Raw genomic sequence first — 15,667 nt, forward strand, 5'->3', positions numbered from 1 at the left:
AAATGAATGTCTCCCATTAAATTTAGGGAAACATTCATTTCAAATTATAATTAATTAAAACACTCAAAAATTTTTTCAAGAAAAGGGTATCACCTCAAAATCAAGGTTTTTTTATTTATTTTAAATATTCTGAAGATAACAAATTCATAATTTGCTCTGAATCTTCTTTTGAAATTTTATCAAAAGCTAATAATGATTTAAACAACATTGAAGTTTTCTTTGAACTTTCACTGGAACCAATAACTGCAAAATCAATTCCTCTATCAAATAAAACTTTTATTGTTGCATCTTGATTATCAGTTTTAATTATGGATTTGTAAATATTATCTTGATTTGCTTTGGTTTTAAGAATAAATTCTAGTGTTGATTCCTTAGCTGTGTTATTGACATTAATTTGTAAAATAATAGTATTTAGCGGATTTGCAAAAAAGACTTTTGAAAAATTTTGACTATTGTTTAAAATGCTAATATTTAAATGATTTTTATCTACTGAAGTATTTGAATTACTTGAGTTATCATCTAGTTTTACTGGAGTAACTTCTGCTTTTTTCTCAGAAGAAATTGCAGCTAAAATAGTTTGATTAACTTTTTGTTCATTATTAGTTGTAGATGCAGTGGTGCTTTTTATTGGTACATTTTTATATTCTATTCCTAAAATGAAACTATCTTCATTAGTGAAAGAAGATGCTTTATCTTTTGATAATTTTTGAATAAATAAAGCAACTTCACCTAATTTACTATTTTTTAAAGAACTTAAAATATAATGTTTTTCATTATCATTTATTGCTTCTAAAAAATTAAAAGTTAAAAAAATTGTTCCATTTTTTATTGTTGTTCCTTCTTGAATATTTTCATCTGAATCATTTTTAATACTATCAGTTTTTAATCCAGTATCTTTTAGAATAATTCCTGATAAATTATTTGAATTTAAATAATAAGATTTCTTATTTGAGTCAATGTTAGAGTAATGCACAACATCGGTATTTACTGAAGATAATTGTGTTATTTCATATAACTTAGCATCTGAGTTTGACATTATATCTGACAATGAACTTATTTTATTTTTAACTTCATTAGTAGAAACTAGATGGGAAGTATCTGCTTTTGAGCTATTTAAAAATATTAAAGGAGAGTAATCATTTTTAATTTGATCAATTAATTCGCTTTGAGCAAATCCTTTTATAATAATTTCTCTTGATCTTGCTTCATTGTCTAAACCATCTGTATCAGGAGACATAACAAATTTTATAATTAATGCTTGTCTTTGGTTATCATAATATAGTTGAAATACTACATTTGTTTTGGAAAATGTAGAAGGTAGGGGATTAAGTTTATTATTACTTGCTAATTTAATAAGATCAGCAATTATAGTTCCTGGTTTTTTAGATTCAGAATTTAAATGATCATCTAATAAAAGATCATTAAAGTATTGTTCAAGAAAACTAATAACAATTTTTGTTTTAGTATAATCACTTAGTGCTAATAATTCCTCAAATGAATATGAATAAAATTGTGAATCATTATCTGGTCTATTTCTTGAAGATTTGTTTTTAATATAAGAAGGAATAACACTATTTAAATCTCTTAATATATCAGAAATTAATAAATTTTTCTTTTCTGGTTTTATAGAAAAAACATTGCTAGAATTATGTCATTGTGCTAATTTAGCATCGTATTCAAGTTTTAAATCTCTATCAAATTGATTATCAAAAAGTTTGAAATAAACATCTTTAATATTTTCTAAATAAGAAACATTATCTGATTTTCTTTTAAAAAGAACATTTAATTGTGCGTGTACTTTTCCTTCATAATTTAATAAATTTTTATCTGAATCAGTTAGTGGATCGTTCAAAATTGCATCAAATTGAATATCATAAACTGAAGAAAGTTTTTTGATCTCAGCATAGTTTCATTGAAGAAAATTATTAAGATCTTGTTGTGTTTTGATGATTTCAGATGGTGCTATGTACTTTCTATCGTATTTAAATTCTTGAGAACTACCACTTTGCTGCTTAGCTTCTAATTTGTTTTTTAAAATTTCTTTGATTTTGCTATCTGTTACTTTGTTGATATTGAATTTGTTATAAAACAAAGAAGGAAAAGTAGTTAATTGCTGCTGAATGTCTTTTGCTAAATTTTTTATTGAATTTAATCCTTTTACTTCTAAAAAAATAGTATTAATGATTCTTTTATCTTGCTCTAAATTAAATTCCAATAACAAAGTTCCATTTTCATCATTTGCTAAATAACTTTTTCTTTGAAGACTTGCTGAAGAAAAGAAAAGTTTTTGATTTGGTTTTAAAACAATTGGATCTAATAGTGAATTTGAAAGTTTAAATTTTCCTAATTTAGTAATTAAACCAAAAGAAGAAGTGTCATTATTATCTTTTTCTGTTTTATAAGTTTGCTCTAGTTTGTTTAAAAAATCAGAGGGCAGTAATTTACTATAATTTTTTTCAACTCTAAAATAAGAATTAATAAAAGAAATGTCAAAATCTAAAATTTTATTTTCTTTTTTAGTGTTTTCATCTTTGAATTCTGAGTTAATATTTGCATCTAATGGACTTAATTTTGAAGCATCCTGATTAGTTTTTGAGCTAGAAACATCTTTAAAACCAGTTAAATTAAAGTTTGTTTGATAAATAAAATCTGGAGAATGTGTAGATGAATTAGAATTTTGATTTGAAACAAATGGAGAAGTATCTTTATAAGCTAAAACGATTAAATTTTTTATTGTATTGTTTTCAACTTGAGTTCTTGTGTTCTCATCAGTTGAATTATTAAGCTTGATTTCAAAAGCTAAATTAAGTTTGTTACCTGTATCAATTATATCTAAAACATTAAAAGAATAACCTGGTTCTTTCATCAAAGTGTAAACTGTTTGTGCTTTTAAATTAGTAAATTCAGGTTTTAGTTTAAATCCAGAAATTATCTTTTGAAAATCAGCATAAGATAATTGATTTTTGTTGATGTTTTCTGAAAGTGTTGTTGGCAAGTTATTTCTTTGGTTTAATAAAGCTTGAAAACTTTTTCTTTTTGAATTAGTTGCAACCAAAATCGAAGCAGTAGCTGTAAATAAAAAGAATAATCCACCCAAAAAACTTCACAGAATTACTTTAGACTTGTTTTTCATAATATTACCTACTTAAAGTTAATTTTTATTTTTTCTTTCTCTTATGATTTTTCTTTATTGTTTTTTACATTTTGTGGCTGTGAAGAAGAAGTTTGTGTTGACTTTGGATTTGAATTATTTGTAGTATTTTGGGGTTGTGGTTTAGGAATTGAAGTTACTACTATTGAAAATGGTTTAGATTGAATTTTATTATCATCTGAAACTGCATAAAAAGTAATAATTCTCGTTTGTGGATTAAAACGGCTAAGATGATTAGAATTTGCTTTGTAAATAAACTTAGCATTTTGTAAATATGCTTTTAATCTAACTAACTCTGGATGACCAAAAAGTAATTCAAAAGTTTGTTCTGTTTGAGTAGAATCTAAATCTTTGTCGGCAAATTTTGATTTTACATCATTATCATCATATTGTTTATCAGCTTCAACTTCTCTTTCAAAGTGAAAAGGAGAACTATTATCGACTGTTTTTACATAAATTTTTGTTAGAGTTGTAGTCAATGATGCAGTTGGTAAATTAGTAACAATTTCATCCAGTCTTGCTTTTTCTTTAAAATCAAATACACTTTGATTACTTATTTTTAGTGACATTGCAATTTTAGGTGTTCTAAAAATTGCCTCACCTAAATCTTGATCATTAATTGGTAAATAAAAATTGTATCAATAAGCTAAATTTATATGATTAGCATCAGCAAAATTAGTTTCATTGTTAGGAACTATTTCAAAATTTACCTTTGTAGTTCAACCCTTAGCAATGGATTCAAAACCTTTGTAATTATTTTTTAATCCAGCACTAAAATAAAAACTTAATAAAAATTCTTCTAATGAATTCATAAAATTATCTTTGAATGCAAAGATCTTTTCTTCTGAATTAGAAGCATTCTTCACAAGGACTTTTTTAGTTTCAGCATTATTTTTTCTATAAGTAATACCATTTGAAATAACTTGATTATTTGAAATAGAAAATTTAGATTTAGAAATATTTGGAAAATAAGAATTATCTAAATTTTTAGTTGTTAAATTTTTAAAATTCTGATCTATTTTAGTTAGATATTGGTAAAAAATACTACTTTGATACTCTGGAATATTTTTGCTAGAATCGAATTTTTTAATAGCTTTAACTGTTAAATTGGAATTATAACTTTGATCATCTACAGCAGAATTTGTTAAATTAAAACTATTGATTTTAAAATTATCTTGTGAATTATTTGCTTGTTTTTGCTTTAAAAATGAAGCAAATTTGTCATAAATAACTTCTAAATAAGATTTAACTGTATCAGGGGTTTCCTTTAGTAAAAGAGCAAAAAAAGTTCCAACTTCAGCTTTATTTTTAAAAATACTTAAAGATCCAATAAGGTTAAAATTAGATAAATTATTTTGTGATAAATCAATTTCAATATTGCTCTTTCGTACTTCATCTAATGAAGGTAGAACATAGTCTGATTCTATACTTTTAAAGTAATCTAATTCAGAAAAACTTAAATTAAAATAACGTCTATCTTTTAAAAACTCAATTAATTTATCAGTTTTATTTAAGTTAATTAACTGCTGAATGTACTCACCTGAAACTTCTTCAAGTGGAGTCATCTCTTTGTTGATTTTATTAGTTTCTGAAGGTTCAATAACAAAATTTGAATTATTTAAATCATTAATCGAAGAAAACAATGTAGATAAAATATCAAGATTTGGAAGAATTGGAACATCTGAATTTGTTAATTTGAAGTTTTTATCTTGAATGTATTTATTATATGAATCAATTAAGTGGTATCCATCTTTGAATCCTCTAAGTTCCAGATGATATGTTTGTGAATATAATGTTGTTACTTCTTGAGTATTTCTAAATTTAGAACTTAAACTAATGGTGTAAGGAATATCTAAATAAACTCCTTTAGCATCTTGCTTGGCAACAATGTTATTTAATAAAGTAAATTTAAAACTATTTTTGTAATTTTTGTCAAAGAAATTAGCAAATTTGAGCTCTAACTTGGAGTTTAAATAGTTGTTGATTTTACTTCCTAATGCTTCTGAAAAAGATGTGTTACTTGTTGGGTTATAAAATCTTTGTTTAAACATTCAATCACTAATGTTGGATTTTGAAGACTCTGGAGATAATAAGAAATTTTGAAAACTTAAAATATCATATTGTGAAATTGTTTTAGTTTTATCTTTTTCATTTATTTTGTAATCAACATCAGAAAGAGAAACAAAGTCAAATAATTTACTTGCATCAATGAAAAAGGATTTTGTTGCAAAAGTATCTTTGGCTAAAGTTAAAACAAGAATTTTAGAAAAGTTTTTATCTACATCATTAGCTAATAAATTTTTTAACTCATCACTAAAAGATATTTTAAGATAAATATTGTAAATTCCTTTTTGATCAGGATTTTGTGTGATATATCTTTCTTGATTTTCTGTATCTTTAACAAACTCTAATTTAAAAGGATGAATTTTTAAAGTTTTGTCAACGATAGTTTTGTCTAAAGATTGTAAAACTTGATCTAAGTTAAAATATTGATTTAAAAGTTTTTTCAAATCATCAGAGTTTTTAACTTTTTTAATTTCTAAATCAAAATCCTCAATCAATGTAAGTGAAGGAGCTTTTTTGTTTTCAACAGAAGATAATCTGGCTCCATTTATGTCAAAAATATTTTCTGGTTTGTTATCATGAAGATCTGATTTTTCACCTGGAGCAAAAGATTTCACAACTTCAGAAACAAAAGAATTTATTAAAAAATTTTTATTATCTTTAACAGCTAAATTAATGGTTTTAATTTCAGAATTAAAGGTTTTGTTTTGAATATTTTGTGAAAAATGAAAAACTATTTTAAATTCTTGAACATCATCAAGTGGTTGAACTTGGTCAAACTTTAGTTCTACTTCTTTAGGAAATGAACGAATTAGAACGCTTTCTTGGTTTTGAACTTGATAAAAATTAAGATATTTTTCCAAATTAACATTATTTTTTAATTGGTATTTTCCATTTTTTTTATCAAAAAGTTGATCTCTAATAACTTCATAATTAGAAAGTAAAGTAAATTTATTGGGATTAAAAGTAATTCCTGTGATTCTACGTGCTTGTTTTTGTACTTCTTCAATAGGATTTTTAGCATTGTATTTTGCTAAAGAGGATAATCCAACAATTAAAGAAAAGGAGCTAATGGCTCCTAATGAAACGAATAAAGCAAGTAGTAATGTTTTTTTCTTATTTTTTTTCATATTAATCCTTTTAATTCGAATTTTTACTTCAAATAAATAAGTAATATTAAATTATAAACTCTTATAGCGATTTTGCCTAAGATTTAGAATTTAATTAAAAATTATAAAAAACTAAAAAGCAAAAATATATTTTTATTTTTGCTTTAAAAATGAAGGATTTCATAAAATTATTTAAGTCTACTTGTTAGAATTTTACCAACTATTGCTCCATCAGCTGCAGCTGTTGCTATTTGACGAATTTCTTTTTGAACAACATCTCCTACTGCATAAATTCCTTTTTCTCTTGTTTCACCAAATTTATCTACAGGAATTAATTTTGCTTCATTTAAAATATCTAAATTTGTTAAAAAACTAGTTGCAGGAAGAAAACCAATATAAGGGAATAAAGAATGTGCCTTAATAGTTTTAACAGTACCATTAATATCAACAACAGCTTCTTCTAAAAATTCTTTTCCTTTGAGTTCTAAAACTTTAGAATTGAAGAAAATTTCTACATTTTCTTTAGCTTTTAACTCTTCAATCATTATTGGTTCAGCATTAAATTGTGCATCACGTACAAAAACACTAACTTTTGAAGCAATTGAAGCTAAAAACGCTGATTCTTCAACTGCTGAGTTACCTCCACCGATAACAATTGCTGGATTATGACCATAAAATGGACCATCACAGACAACACAATAAGAAACTCCTCTATGTTCAAAATTTTGAAGATTTTTAATATCTAAAGGTTTTCTTTCAACCATACCTGATGCAACAACAACAGCTTTTGCTTCATATCTAGTTCCATCTTCACAAACTATAGCTTTTGAAAACTCAGAATTTGAAATCACTTCTTTTACTTCACAATAATTATGTTCAACCCCAAATTTTAAAACATGATTATACATTCTCAAAGCTAGATCAGCTCCTTGAATCATTTCATCACCTGGTCAGTTTTCAATTTTAGATTGTGAAACTAATTTACCACCAGGAGCACCTTTTTCAAGTAAAGCTACTTTTAAATTTCCTCTACTTGCATACAAAGCTGTTGTCATCCCTGCAGGACCGGCTCCAATAATTAATACATCATATTTTTTAACTTCCATATCTTCTCCTTTTTATATGTAATAATTTTACAACTATTAATAAAATTCATTTTAAATAACAACAAAAGTTATAAAAACAAATAGTATAAGTGTTAATTAAGTTCTTGTTTGCTTTGAGCATTTAATCTATTAATAGTAGCTACTCTATTTCATCTTATAAAAGGAATATTGAAGAATTTTTCTTTAGATTTTTGATATCTTAAAAATTTTACTATGTGAATATATTGTCCTAGAGAAAAGATTTTTTTGTGTTCTTTATTTACTTCTTTGCCAATTTTAATGTAGTAATTTGTAAACAACTCAAATCTGAGAAGTAAAATGAGACCTAAAATAATAGATAAAATAGCTAAAACAAAGTAAATTGCAAACGCTTCTTGTCTTAAGTTTTCCATTGAAGTTCTTACAATTCCATAGTACATAATGTATAAAGCACCTGTAGATCCTGGCTTTAATCAACCAAATAAATTCAACACTCAAACAATTAAAATATAACCAAATAAAGAAGTTAAGAACTCATAGAAAAATAAAGGTACTCTCAAGGCACCATTTGGTTCTACGCTATCAGAAATAAACATATTTCTTCTTATTCAGTATCCAAGTCAATCGACATACTGTCCTGTATAATCAACTTTTCCATAAACTTCGTGGTTAGTGAAATTTCCTCAACGACCAATAGCTTGTCCGATTAAAACAGCGGGTAAAATAAATGAAAATGCTTTTCTATAATCTATGTCTATTCGTTTTCTGTAGGCATAAAGAAGGTTAAAAATTGTTGGTAAAATCACAGCCCACTGAATTGATAAACCTCCTTCACGGATGTTTCATCAGTTTTGCGCAATTGTACTATCATTAGCAGCTAAACGCTCAAAAATAAACCCTAAACGAGCACCAATAATTGAAGAAGGAATAGTAATAATTATTAAAGTTAAAAGGTGGTCAATTTTATATTTTTCTCTTTTTCAGAAGAAAAATATTGTCAAAATTGAAGCAATCATACCTAAAACAATAGTAAAAGAATAAACAGGCAATCAATTACCTATTAGATAAAATGGTTCTCCTTCTTTAAAAGGCCTTTCACTAATTAGGTTTTCTGGAATAGTGTATTGTGCATCCATCTCTTTCCTTTCTTTAGAATAATATTTTATACTTTTTCTTCTTTTTTAAAACTTTTATTTTTATTTAAGATATATTTTAAATACTCGCCTGTATATGAATTTGGATTTTTAGCTACAGCTTCAGGTGTTCCTGTTGCTATTATGTAACCTCCATTTTCACCACCTTCAGGTCCAAGATCAATAATGTAATCTGCTATTTTAATAACATCTAAATTATGCTCAATGACTAAAACACTGTCTCCATGATCAACTATTCTGTTTAAAACTTTTAATAAATTATCAACATCGTAAGTATGCAATCCAGTAGTTGGTTCGTCTAAAACATATAATGTTTTTCCTGTTGGTTTTTTAAGTAAATAAGTAGCTAATTTAACCCTTTGTGCTTCACCACCCGATAAAGTAGTTGCTGATTGACCAAGTTTGATATAGTTAAGTCCAACATGTAATAAAGTTTGTAATTTTTCTTTTATTTTTGAACGTTTTGCAAAGAAAATTATAGCTTCTTCAACAGTCATTTCTAAAACATCTGCAATAGATTTGCCACTATATTTTACTTCTAAAATTTCTTCTTTATATCTTTTACCTTCACAATGATCGCAAACAACGTAAACATCTGGTAAAAAATGCATTTCAATTTTAATTGAACCATCACCTTGACATTTATCACAACGTCCAATTGCTAAATTAAAAGAAAAATGACCTTTTTGATAACCTCTAGCTCGAGCTAACTCAACTGAAGCAAAAATATCTCGAATATCGTTAAAAACCGAAGTATAAGTTGCTGGATTAGAACGAGGCGTTCTTCCAATTGGTGATTGTGAAATGGAAACTATTTTATCAAGATTAAACATTCCTTTTATTTGCGAATGTTTTCCTACCTTTTGTGAAGGATTTGTTAGATGTTTTACAATTCCATTAACTAAAATTTCATTTACTAAAGTAGATTTTCCTGAACCAGAAACTCCAGTTACAGCTACAAATTTACCCAATGGTATTTCTACTTTTAAGTTTTTTAAATTGTTTTCTTTAGCACCTTCAATTACTATAAATTGCCCATTACCCATTCTTCTTTTTGAAGGAATTTCAATTTTTTTAATGCCTAAAAGATACTGAGAAGTAATAGAATCTTTATTTTTAAGCACTTTGTCTAGTGGCCCACTGGATAAAAGCTGACCACCATTCGTTCCTGCAAAAGGTCCAATATCAATAATATGTTCAGCTGATAAAATTGTTTCTTCATCGTGTTCAACTACTAATAAAGTATTACCAATTTCAACCATCTTTTTTAAAGAATTAATTAATTTTTGATTGTCTTTTTGATGAAGTCCGATTGATGGTTCGTCTAAAACATACAAAATTCCAGTTAAATTAGAGCCAATTTGTGTAGCTAATTTTATTCTTTGTGATTCACCGCCTGAGAGTGTTTCTGCCTTTCTATTTAAAGACAAATAGCCAAGTCCAACATCAATTAAAAATTTAAGTCGATGTTCAACTTCAACTAAAATATTTTTAGCTACTTCAAATTCAAAATCAGTAAGTTTTAGATTTTTAATAAACTCATAAATTTTATCAATTGGTAATTCACAGAGTTCATAAATATTTAAAGCATTAATTTTTATAGCTAAAGCTTGTGGATTTAATCTTGCTCCTTTACATTCAGCACAAACTAATTCTGACATAAATTTTTTATATCAAGTCCTTATTTCTTCGCTACTTGTTTCTAAATATCTATTTTCGATTTTAATTAAAATTCCATCAATTGACTTTGTTTTTCTATATCTATTTCCTGATGATGAAATAAGTGTGAAGTCTAAAATTTCATCTGTTCCGTATTTAATAATATTTAATTCATCAGCACTTAGTTTTTCAATAGGTACGTCTTTGTCAATTTCGTAATAAGATAAAAGAGTATCAAATTCTTGCCATTCAATAGATTTAGGATCAGGTGAAGCACCAAAATAAGTTAATGCACCTTGGTTAATACTTAATTTTTTATTTAAAACAACTAAGTTAAAATCAGCTTTTAATTTTATTCCTATTCCTTGACAAGATTGACACATTCCTGAAGGCGAATTAAAGGAAAAAAGTTTGTTTTCTATAGTATTAATTTTAAAATCACCCTCATCACACTCATAAACTTGTGAGAAAGTTTTTGTTTGATAACCTAAAGCTTCAATTTTAACCAAACCTTTACTATATTCAAAAGCTGTTTGTATTGAATCACTAATTATTTGCCTTGTAATAGAAGAAGAAATTACTAATCTGTTGACTACAATATCAATATCATAATAAGTGTTTTTATTAAAAGTAATTTCTTCATCAACAGAAACAATTTCTTCATTTATCTTTATTCTGGAAAAACCTTGATTTCTTATTTGGTTTAAAATTGTTGTTAAATCTCCTTTGTGTTTTTTCACTTTAGGAGCAAGAATTAAAATTTTTGTATTTTCTTTAAAAGACAATACATAATCAATAATTTCTAGGTTTTTTCAAGCTTTAATTTCTTGCTTATGTTTTGGACAAAAAGCTCTTCCTATTTTGGCATATAGCAAACGAAAATAATCATAAATTTCAGTCACAGTACTAACTGTTGATCTTGGATTATTGTGAGTTGTTTTTTGTTCAATAGAAATGGTTGGCATTAATCCATATATGGAATCAACATTAGGTTTTTTAGTACCACCTAAAAACTGCCTTGCATATGAGCTAAGTGAATCAACATACCTTCTTTTTCCTTCTTCATAAATGGTATTAAAAGCTAAAGATGACTTTCCTGAGCCAGAAACACCTGTTAAAACTACTAATTTATTTTTAGGAATTACTACATCAATATTTTTTAAATTATTTTCTTTTGCACCTTGTACATAAATAAAATTGTGAGTGTCTTTTTTCATCAGAAATCCTAACTTTTATCATTTATTTCAAAAGACAATGTTTTTGCATAATCTTGTAGAAAATCATATTTTTCATCTACAAATAAAAACGAAGATAGAATCACTGGTTTTCTTCTTTTTTCTTTATAAAAGAAGGTAGTTAATCTATTTTTAATTAGTTGTTTTAGCTGTGGAATATCTCATTTGGATTCATTTTTAATTGTAAATAAAATTGCTCCGTGCACTAATCTTCTTATTTCATTTAAAAGATTTTTTGAACTTTTGGCAAAAAAAGCACCACGAGAAATTACTTTTGATCTTCCAATAATTGAATTGGTTTTTTTATCTATTGCAGTTAGTATAAAAACAAAACCATTTTCTCTTAGTTCTTCTCTTTCTTTTAAAATCTGTGAATTTGCTGTGGAAACAACATAACCATCAATGTAAACAGGTCCTGTTGGAATTACTTCTTTTGATTTGGTAATTTTTTGATTAACCATTTCATAAACTTCACCCAAATCAGGAATAATTACATTTGTTGCTTTAATTCCTGATTCTATAGCTGTTTGTTTGTGCGCTAAACACATTCGATATTCGCCATGATAAGGGAAAAAATATTTAGGTTTTGTCAACTCAAAGATTTTTTCATGTTCTTCTTTATAAGCATGACCTGAAGTATGCAGATAACCATCTGATCCATTTTCTTTAATAATTGCATTTAATTTATATAATCTATTAATTAATAATTCAATTTTGATTCTATTGCCAGGAATGGGAGATGAAGAAAAAATAATCACGTCTTTATTGCCAATTTTAACGTGAGGATGTTTGTTATATGACATTTTGTCTAAAGCAGCTAATTGTTCTCCTTGAGAACCTGTTGTTAAAATTAAAATTTCATTTGGATCATATTTACTTATGTTTTTCTTATCAATAAAAATGTTATCTGGTGAGTTAATATAACCAATTTTTCTACCTATTTTTACCCCATTAATCATACTTCTTCCAAAAGTAACAATTTTTTTATCTAGCTTTATTCCTAGATCAATAATTGCTTTAATTCTTGTTAAATTAGAAGCAAAAGCAGTAATAATTACTTTTTTAGTTGCATTTTTAATATGATACTCAATGTCTTTTAAAATGTCTTTTTCACTTGGGGAATGACTTGGTCTCATAGCGTTTGTTGAATCTGAAAACAGAGCAGTTAAATTTTCATTACCAATTTGTTTTAATTTTGAAAAATCAGTGTAATTTCCAATTGGTGTGTAATCAAACCTAAAATCTCCTGTTAACATAAGTGAACCGTTTTTTGAACTAACTCTAATTCCAAAAGCATCAGGAATAGAATGTTGCGCAGTTCAAAAATCTACACTTAAATGATCAAAAGTATGTACTGCATCTTTTTCAATTTCAATAAATTTGATCTTAATTTTCAAACCAAATTCATCCATTCTTGCTCTTAAATACTGAATCGCTATTCTTGGTGCAAAAATAGTTTTAATATGCACTTGTTGAATTAAATAAACAATTCCACCAATATGATCTTCGTGTCCATGAGTTATAAATAAACCTTTAATTTTGTTTTGATTCTTTTGCAAATAAGAATAATCAGGAATCATTCCTTTAACTCCTGTGGTAAAAATATCTGCAAATTTAACCCCTGAATCTATTATTACAATATCTGAAGCGTGTTCAATTACTAAAGTCGATTTTCCGATTTCTTGCATTCCTCCAAGACCAAAAAACTTAGTAGGAATAATTTTCGAATTTTTATCCTTTGTATCCTCATTGTAGTTAATACTCATTATTTATATCCTTTAAAAATTAACAAAAATTTATTGTTTTTTCTATATTATTTCTTACAAATTACATTAATTTATTAAATAAAAATCATTATTCTATTAATATTAATTTCCTAATTATATATTAATTAAAGATTTATATAAAAAAATGCTTTAATTTATTGCTAGCAAAATTTTTCTAAAAAGCTTTAAAATTATTAAATATGAAAAAGTTTACAAATCTTGATTTTGCAATTATTTTTTTTAGTTTAATTTCTAAATCTGTTTTTGATTTAAATAAGTTTTTAACTTTTTTAAGAAAAAGAAAAATAGATAAAAACTTAATTGAACAAATTAAATTATTTTTGCAAAATAAAGATAATTTTGCTTCAAAAACAAGCATTATTAAACATAAATATCTAAATGAAGATGAAGAAAAATTAATAAAAAAGTTTTTAAGACTAAATAAAAACAAATTCTTTATGTATTACAAAAATACAATCCCAACTTGAGCTAATTTTGAAAATAATTTAGAAGATAGTGTAATTTTTTCGAACCGCGATCTAAATAACTTAAAAATCAATGCAAAGCAACCCGTTCTTCTATTGGATGAAAAAAATCAAAGAATTTCTAATTTTGAAAATCAAGAAAATTTCATTCAACAATTAGTTAGTGTGTCTTATGTAAAAAATAAAGAAACTCAAATTGATTGAAACAAAATATTTTATGTTCCTTTTGAAAAACCACTGGGAAAATATGCAGAAAAAGAAGAAAAAATGAGATTTTTAGCAGAAAAAAAGTTAATCCAAAATCAATTCATAAATTTTAGTGTAGACTTTAACAACATCTGAAATAATTTAATTTTAATTTCTAATAGAGCATATATTTGAGATTTAAAGTATTTTATAATTTCTGATAAATTAATAACAAAGGATAACAATGGATATTTTAAATTCAATAAAACCAAATAGTTATGTAGTTGGTTGTGATGAAGTTGGGGTGGGAGAATATTTTACTAATTTAACTGTTTGTTGTGCACTTTTTAAAGAAAGTGATTTAGAATCTCAATTGCTTGAACAAACCAAGGATTCTAAAGCTTTAACTGCTTTAAAATTAGAAAATTTATATAATCAGCTCATTGAAAAAATTAAATTTCAAGTCATTGTTTTAGAAATGGAAAAGTATAACTATTTAATTGAGCAAGGTTTTAATTCGCATGTAATTAAAACTATTTTGTACTTAAAAATACTAAAACAACTAAAAAAAGAACATTTTTCAACAACTCCTCCACAAGCAATTATTATTGATGGTTTTGTTTCCTTGGAAACTTTTGAATCTTATTTATTGCAAATTTATCAAAAATTGAACATCAAACATTGAAATTTAAAAAAATATCCTTTAACATTAATCAAAAAAGCGGATGAAAAATTAAAACAAGCTTCTGCTGCTTCAATAATTGCAAAGTATAGTTTAACAATGACAATGCAAAAAAGAGAAAAAAAATGAAAAACTATTTTTCCAAAAGGATCATCAGGCATTGAAAATATCGTAAATTATTCTTTAGCTGAAATCAAAAAACACTCACTTGATTTTTTAAGAAAAAATGCAAAATATCATTTCAAAACTACTCAAACAATAATACAAAGAATTAAGAATAAATAAAATAGAAAATAATCTTGAAAACACTTGAAAAAACAAGCATTTAAAAACAGAAATGGATCAATTTTTTACAAACATTTTTGACTTTTAGATTATATTCTTTAATTTATTATTGATTCTAAAATAAGAAAATTATTTATGAACCTTTTACTAAAAATGGAGATTTTTTCAATGCATTATCTTTTTAAACAAAGAAAACAAAGCTCTAAATATTGTTCCAAATCTTGCTTTAGAAATTAATGATTCACTTATAAATATTCCAAAAATAAAAACTTTATTACAGTTACAAAACCTCTATACGTAGCTAAAAATTTAGCAACTAGAAAGAATTAGAAGCTTGATAAATTCTTTGAACATTCATACACATTTGATAACGTTTGAAAATAGTTCAAATAAGTAATATTTCTGTAGTAATAGTTCCAGAATCTTTTATACATTCAAATTTTAAAGACTTCAGCAAATTATTTTCAATTACCATTATGAGGTGATATCCTTTTCTTGAAAAAATTTTTGAGTGTTTTAATTAATTATAATTTGAAATGAATGTTTCCCTAAATTTAATGGGAGACATTCATTTTATTTTATCTTTAATTCGTTTGTAATTGTAATAATAAATATAATTTGCAATTGCTTTGTGAAATTGTTTAAAAGTTAAAAATTCTTTCTCACGACCATAAAAACATTCTCTTTTTAATGTCCCAAAAAATGATTCAATGATGCTATTATCTAAACAATTTCCTTTTCGAGACATGGACTGAGTTATTCCTTTTTGTTTTAATTTTTCTGAAAATTGTTTATGTTGATATTGT

At 25.4% G+C, this 15,667-nt stretch carries 10 protein-coding genes; 2 read left to right on the forward strand and 8 right to left on the reverse strand.

The features are described 5' to 3' along the window. Positions 1–115: 115 nt before the first annotated feature. The 6 genes from F801_RS0103490 to F801_RS0103515 all read right to left on the reverse strand — a co-directional run bounded on the left by F801_RS0103490 (position 116) and on the right by F801_RS0103515 (position 13,223). Positions 116–3,133: a P110/LppT family adhesin N-terminal domain gene (locus tag F801_RS0103490; protein WP_020104654.1), complete on the reverse strand. Its 3,018-nt coding sequence runs from the start codon at positions 3,131–3,133 to the stop codon at positions 116–118. 41 nt (positions 3,134–3,174) lie between these two features. After that, positions 3,175–6,345 carry a P97 family adhesin gene (locus tag F801_RS0103495; protein ID WP_020104655.1) on the reverse strand — a complete coding sequence of 1,057 codons (3,171 nt, stop codon included), beginning with the start codon at positions 6,343–6,345 and terminating at the stop codon, positions 3,175–3,177. A 167-nt stretch (positions 6,346–6,512) separates the two neighbouring features. Beyond that, positions 6,513–7,430, reverse strand: a complete 918-nt coding sequence (locus tag F801_RS0103500) for an NAD(P)/FAD-dependent oxidoreductase (protein WP_014335608.1) — start codon at positions 7,428–7,430, stop codon at positions 6,513–6,515. Positions 7,431–7,522: 92 nt separating this feature from the next. Beyond that, a complete protein-coding gene (locus tag F801_RS0103505; RefSeq protein WP_020104656.1) occupies positions 7,523–8,545 on the reverse strand; it encodes a prolipoprotein diacylglyceryl transferase in 1,023 nt (340 codons plus the stop codon). Between the two features lie 26 nt (positions 8,546–8,571). Next, positions 8,572–11,439, reverse strand: a complete 2,868-nt coding sequence (gene uvrA, locus F801_RS0103510; RefSeq protein WP_020104657.1) for an excinuclease ABC subunit UvrA — start codon at positions 11,437–11,439, stop codon at positions 8,572–8,574. A gap of 8 nt (positions 11,440–11,447) precedes the next feature. Continuing rightward, the gene (locus F801_RS0103515; protein ID WP_015084199.1) at positions 11,448–13,223 is read right to left on the reverse strand and encodes a ribonuclease J; all 1,776 of its coding nucleotides are present in this window, start codon (positions 13,221–13,223) and stop codon (positions 11,448–11,450) included. 200 nt (positions 13,224–13,423) lie between these two features. On the opposite strand from F801_RS0103515, the gene F801_RS0103520 reads away from it, so the two are divergent. Then, entirely contained in the window at positions 13,424–14,170 is a 747-nt protein-coding gene (locus F801_RS0103520) for a hypothetical protein (RefSeq protein WP_013302265.1), read from the forward strand. Further along, the gene (locus F801_RS0103525) at positions 14,139–14,861 is read left to right on the forward strand and encodes a ribonuclease HIII (RefSeq protein ID WP_014335612.1); all 723 of its coding nucleotides are present in this window, start codon (positions 14,139–14,141) and stop codon (positions 14,859–14,861) included. The genes F801_RS0103520 and F801_RS0103525 overlap by 32 nt, the downstream gene beginning before the upstream one ends. A gap of 316 nt (positions 14,862–15,177) precedes the next feature. Here the strand turns inward: F801_RS0103525 and F801_RS04395 are convergent, their stop codons facing one another. Both F801_RS04395 and F801_RS0103535 read right to left on the reverse strand, forming a co-directional pair. Continuing rightward, positions 15,178–15,336 (reverse strand): hypothetical protein, encoded by a 159-nt coding sequence (locus F801_RS04395; protein WP_014582774.1) that lies wholly within the window; start codon positions 15,334–15,336, stop codon positions 15,178–15,180. A 45-nt stretch (positions 15,337–15,381) separates the two neighbouring features. After that, positions 15,382–15,667: IS3 family transposase (locus tag F801_RS0103535; protein ID WP_020104658.1), on the reverse strand; the 286-nt coding region annotated here is incomplete at its 5' end.

It is taken from the genome of Mesomycoplasma hyorhinis ATCC 17981, from assembly GCF_000383515.1.
GTDB classification, from domain to species: Bacteria; Bacillota_I; Bacilli_A; order Mycoplasmatales; family Metamycoplasmataceae; genus Mesomycoplasma; species Mesomycoplasma hyorhinis.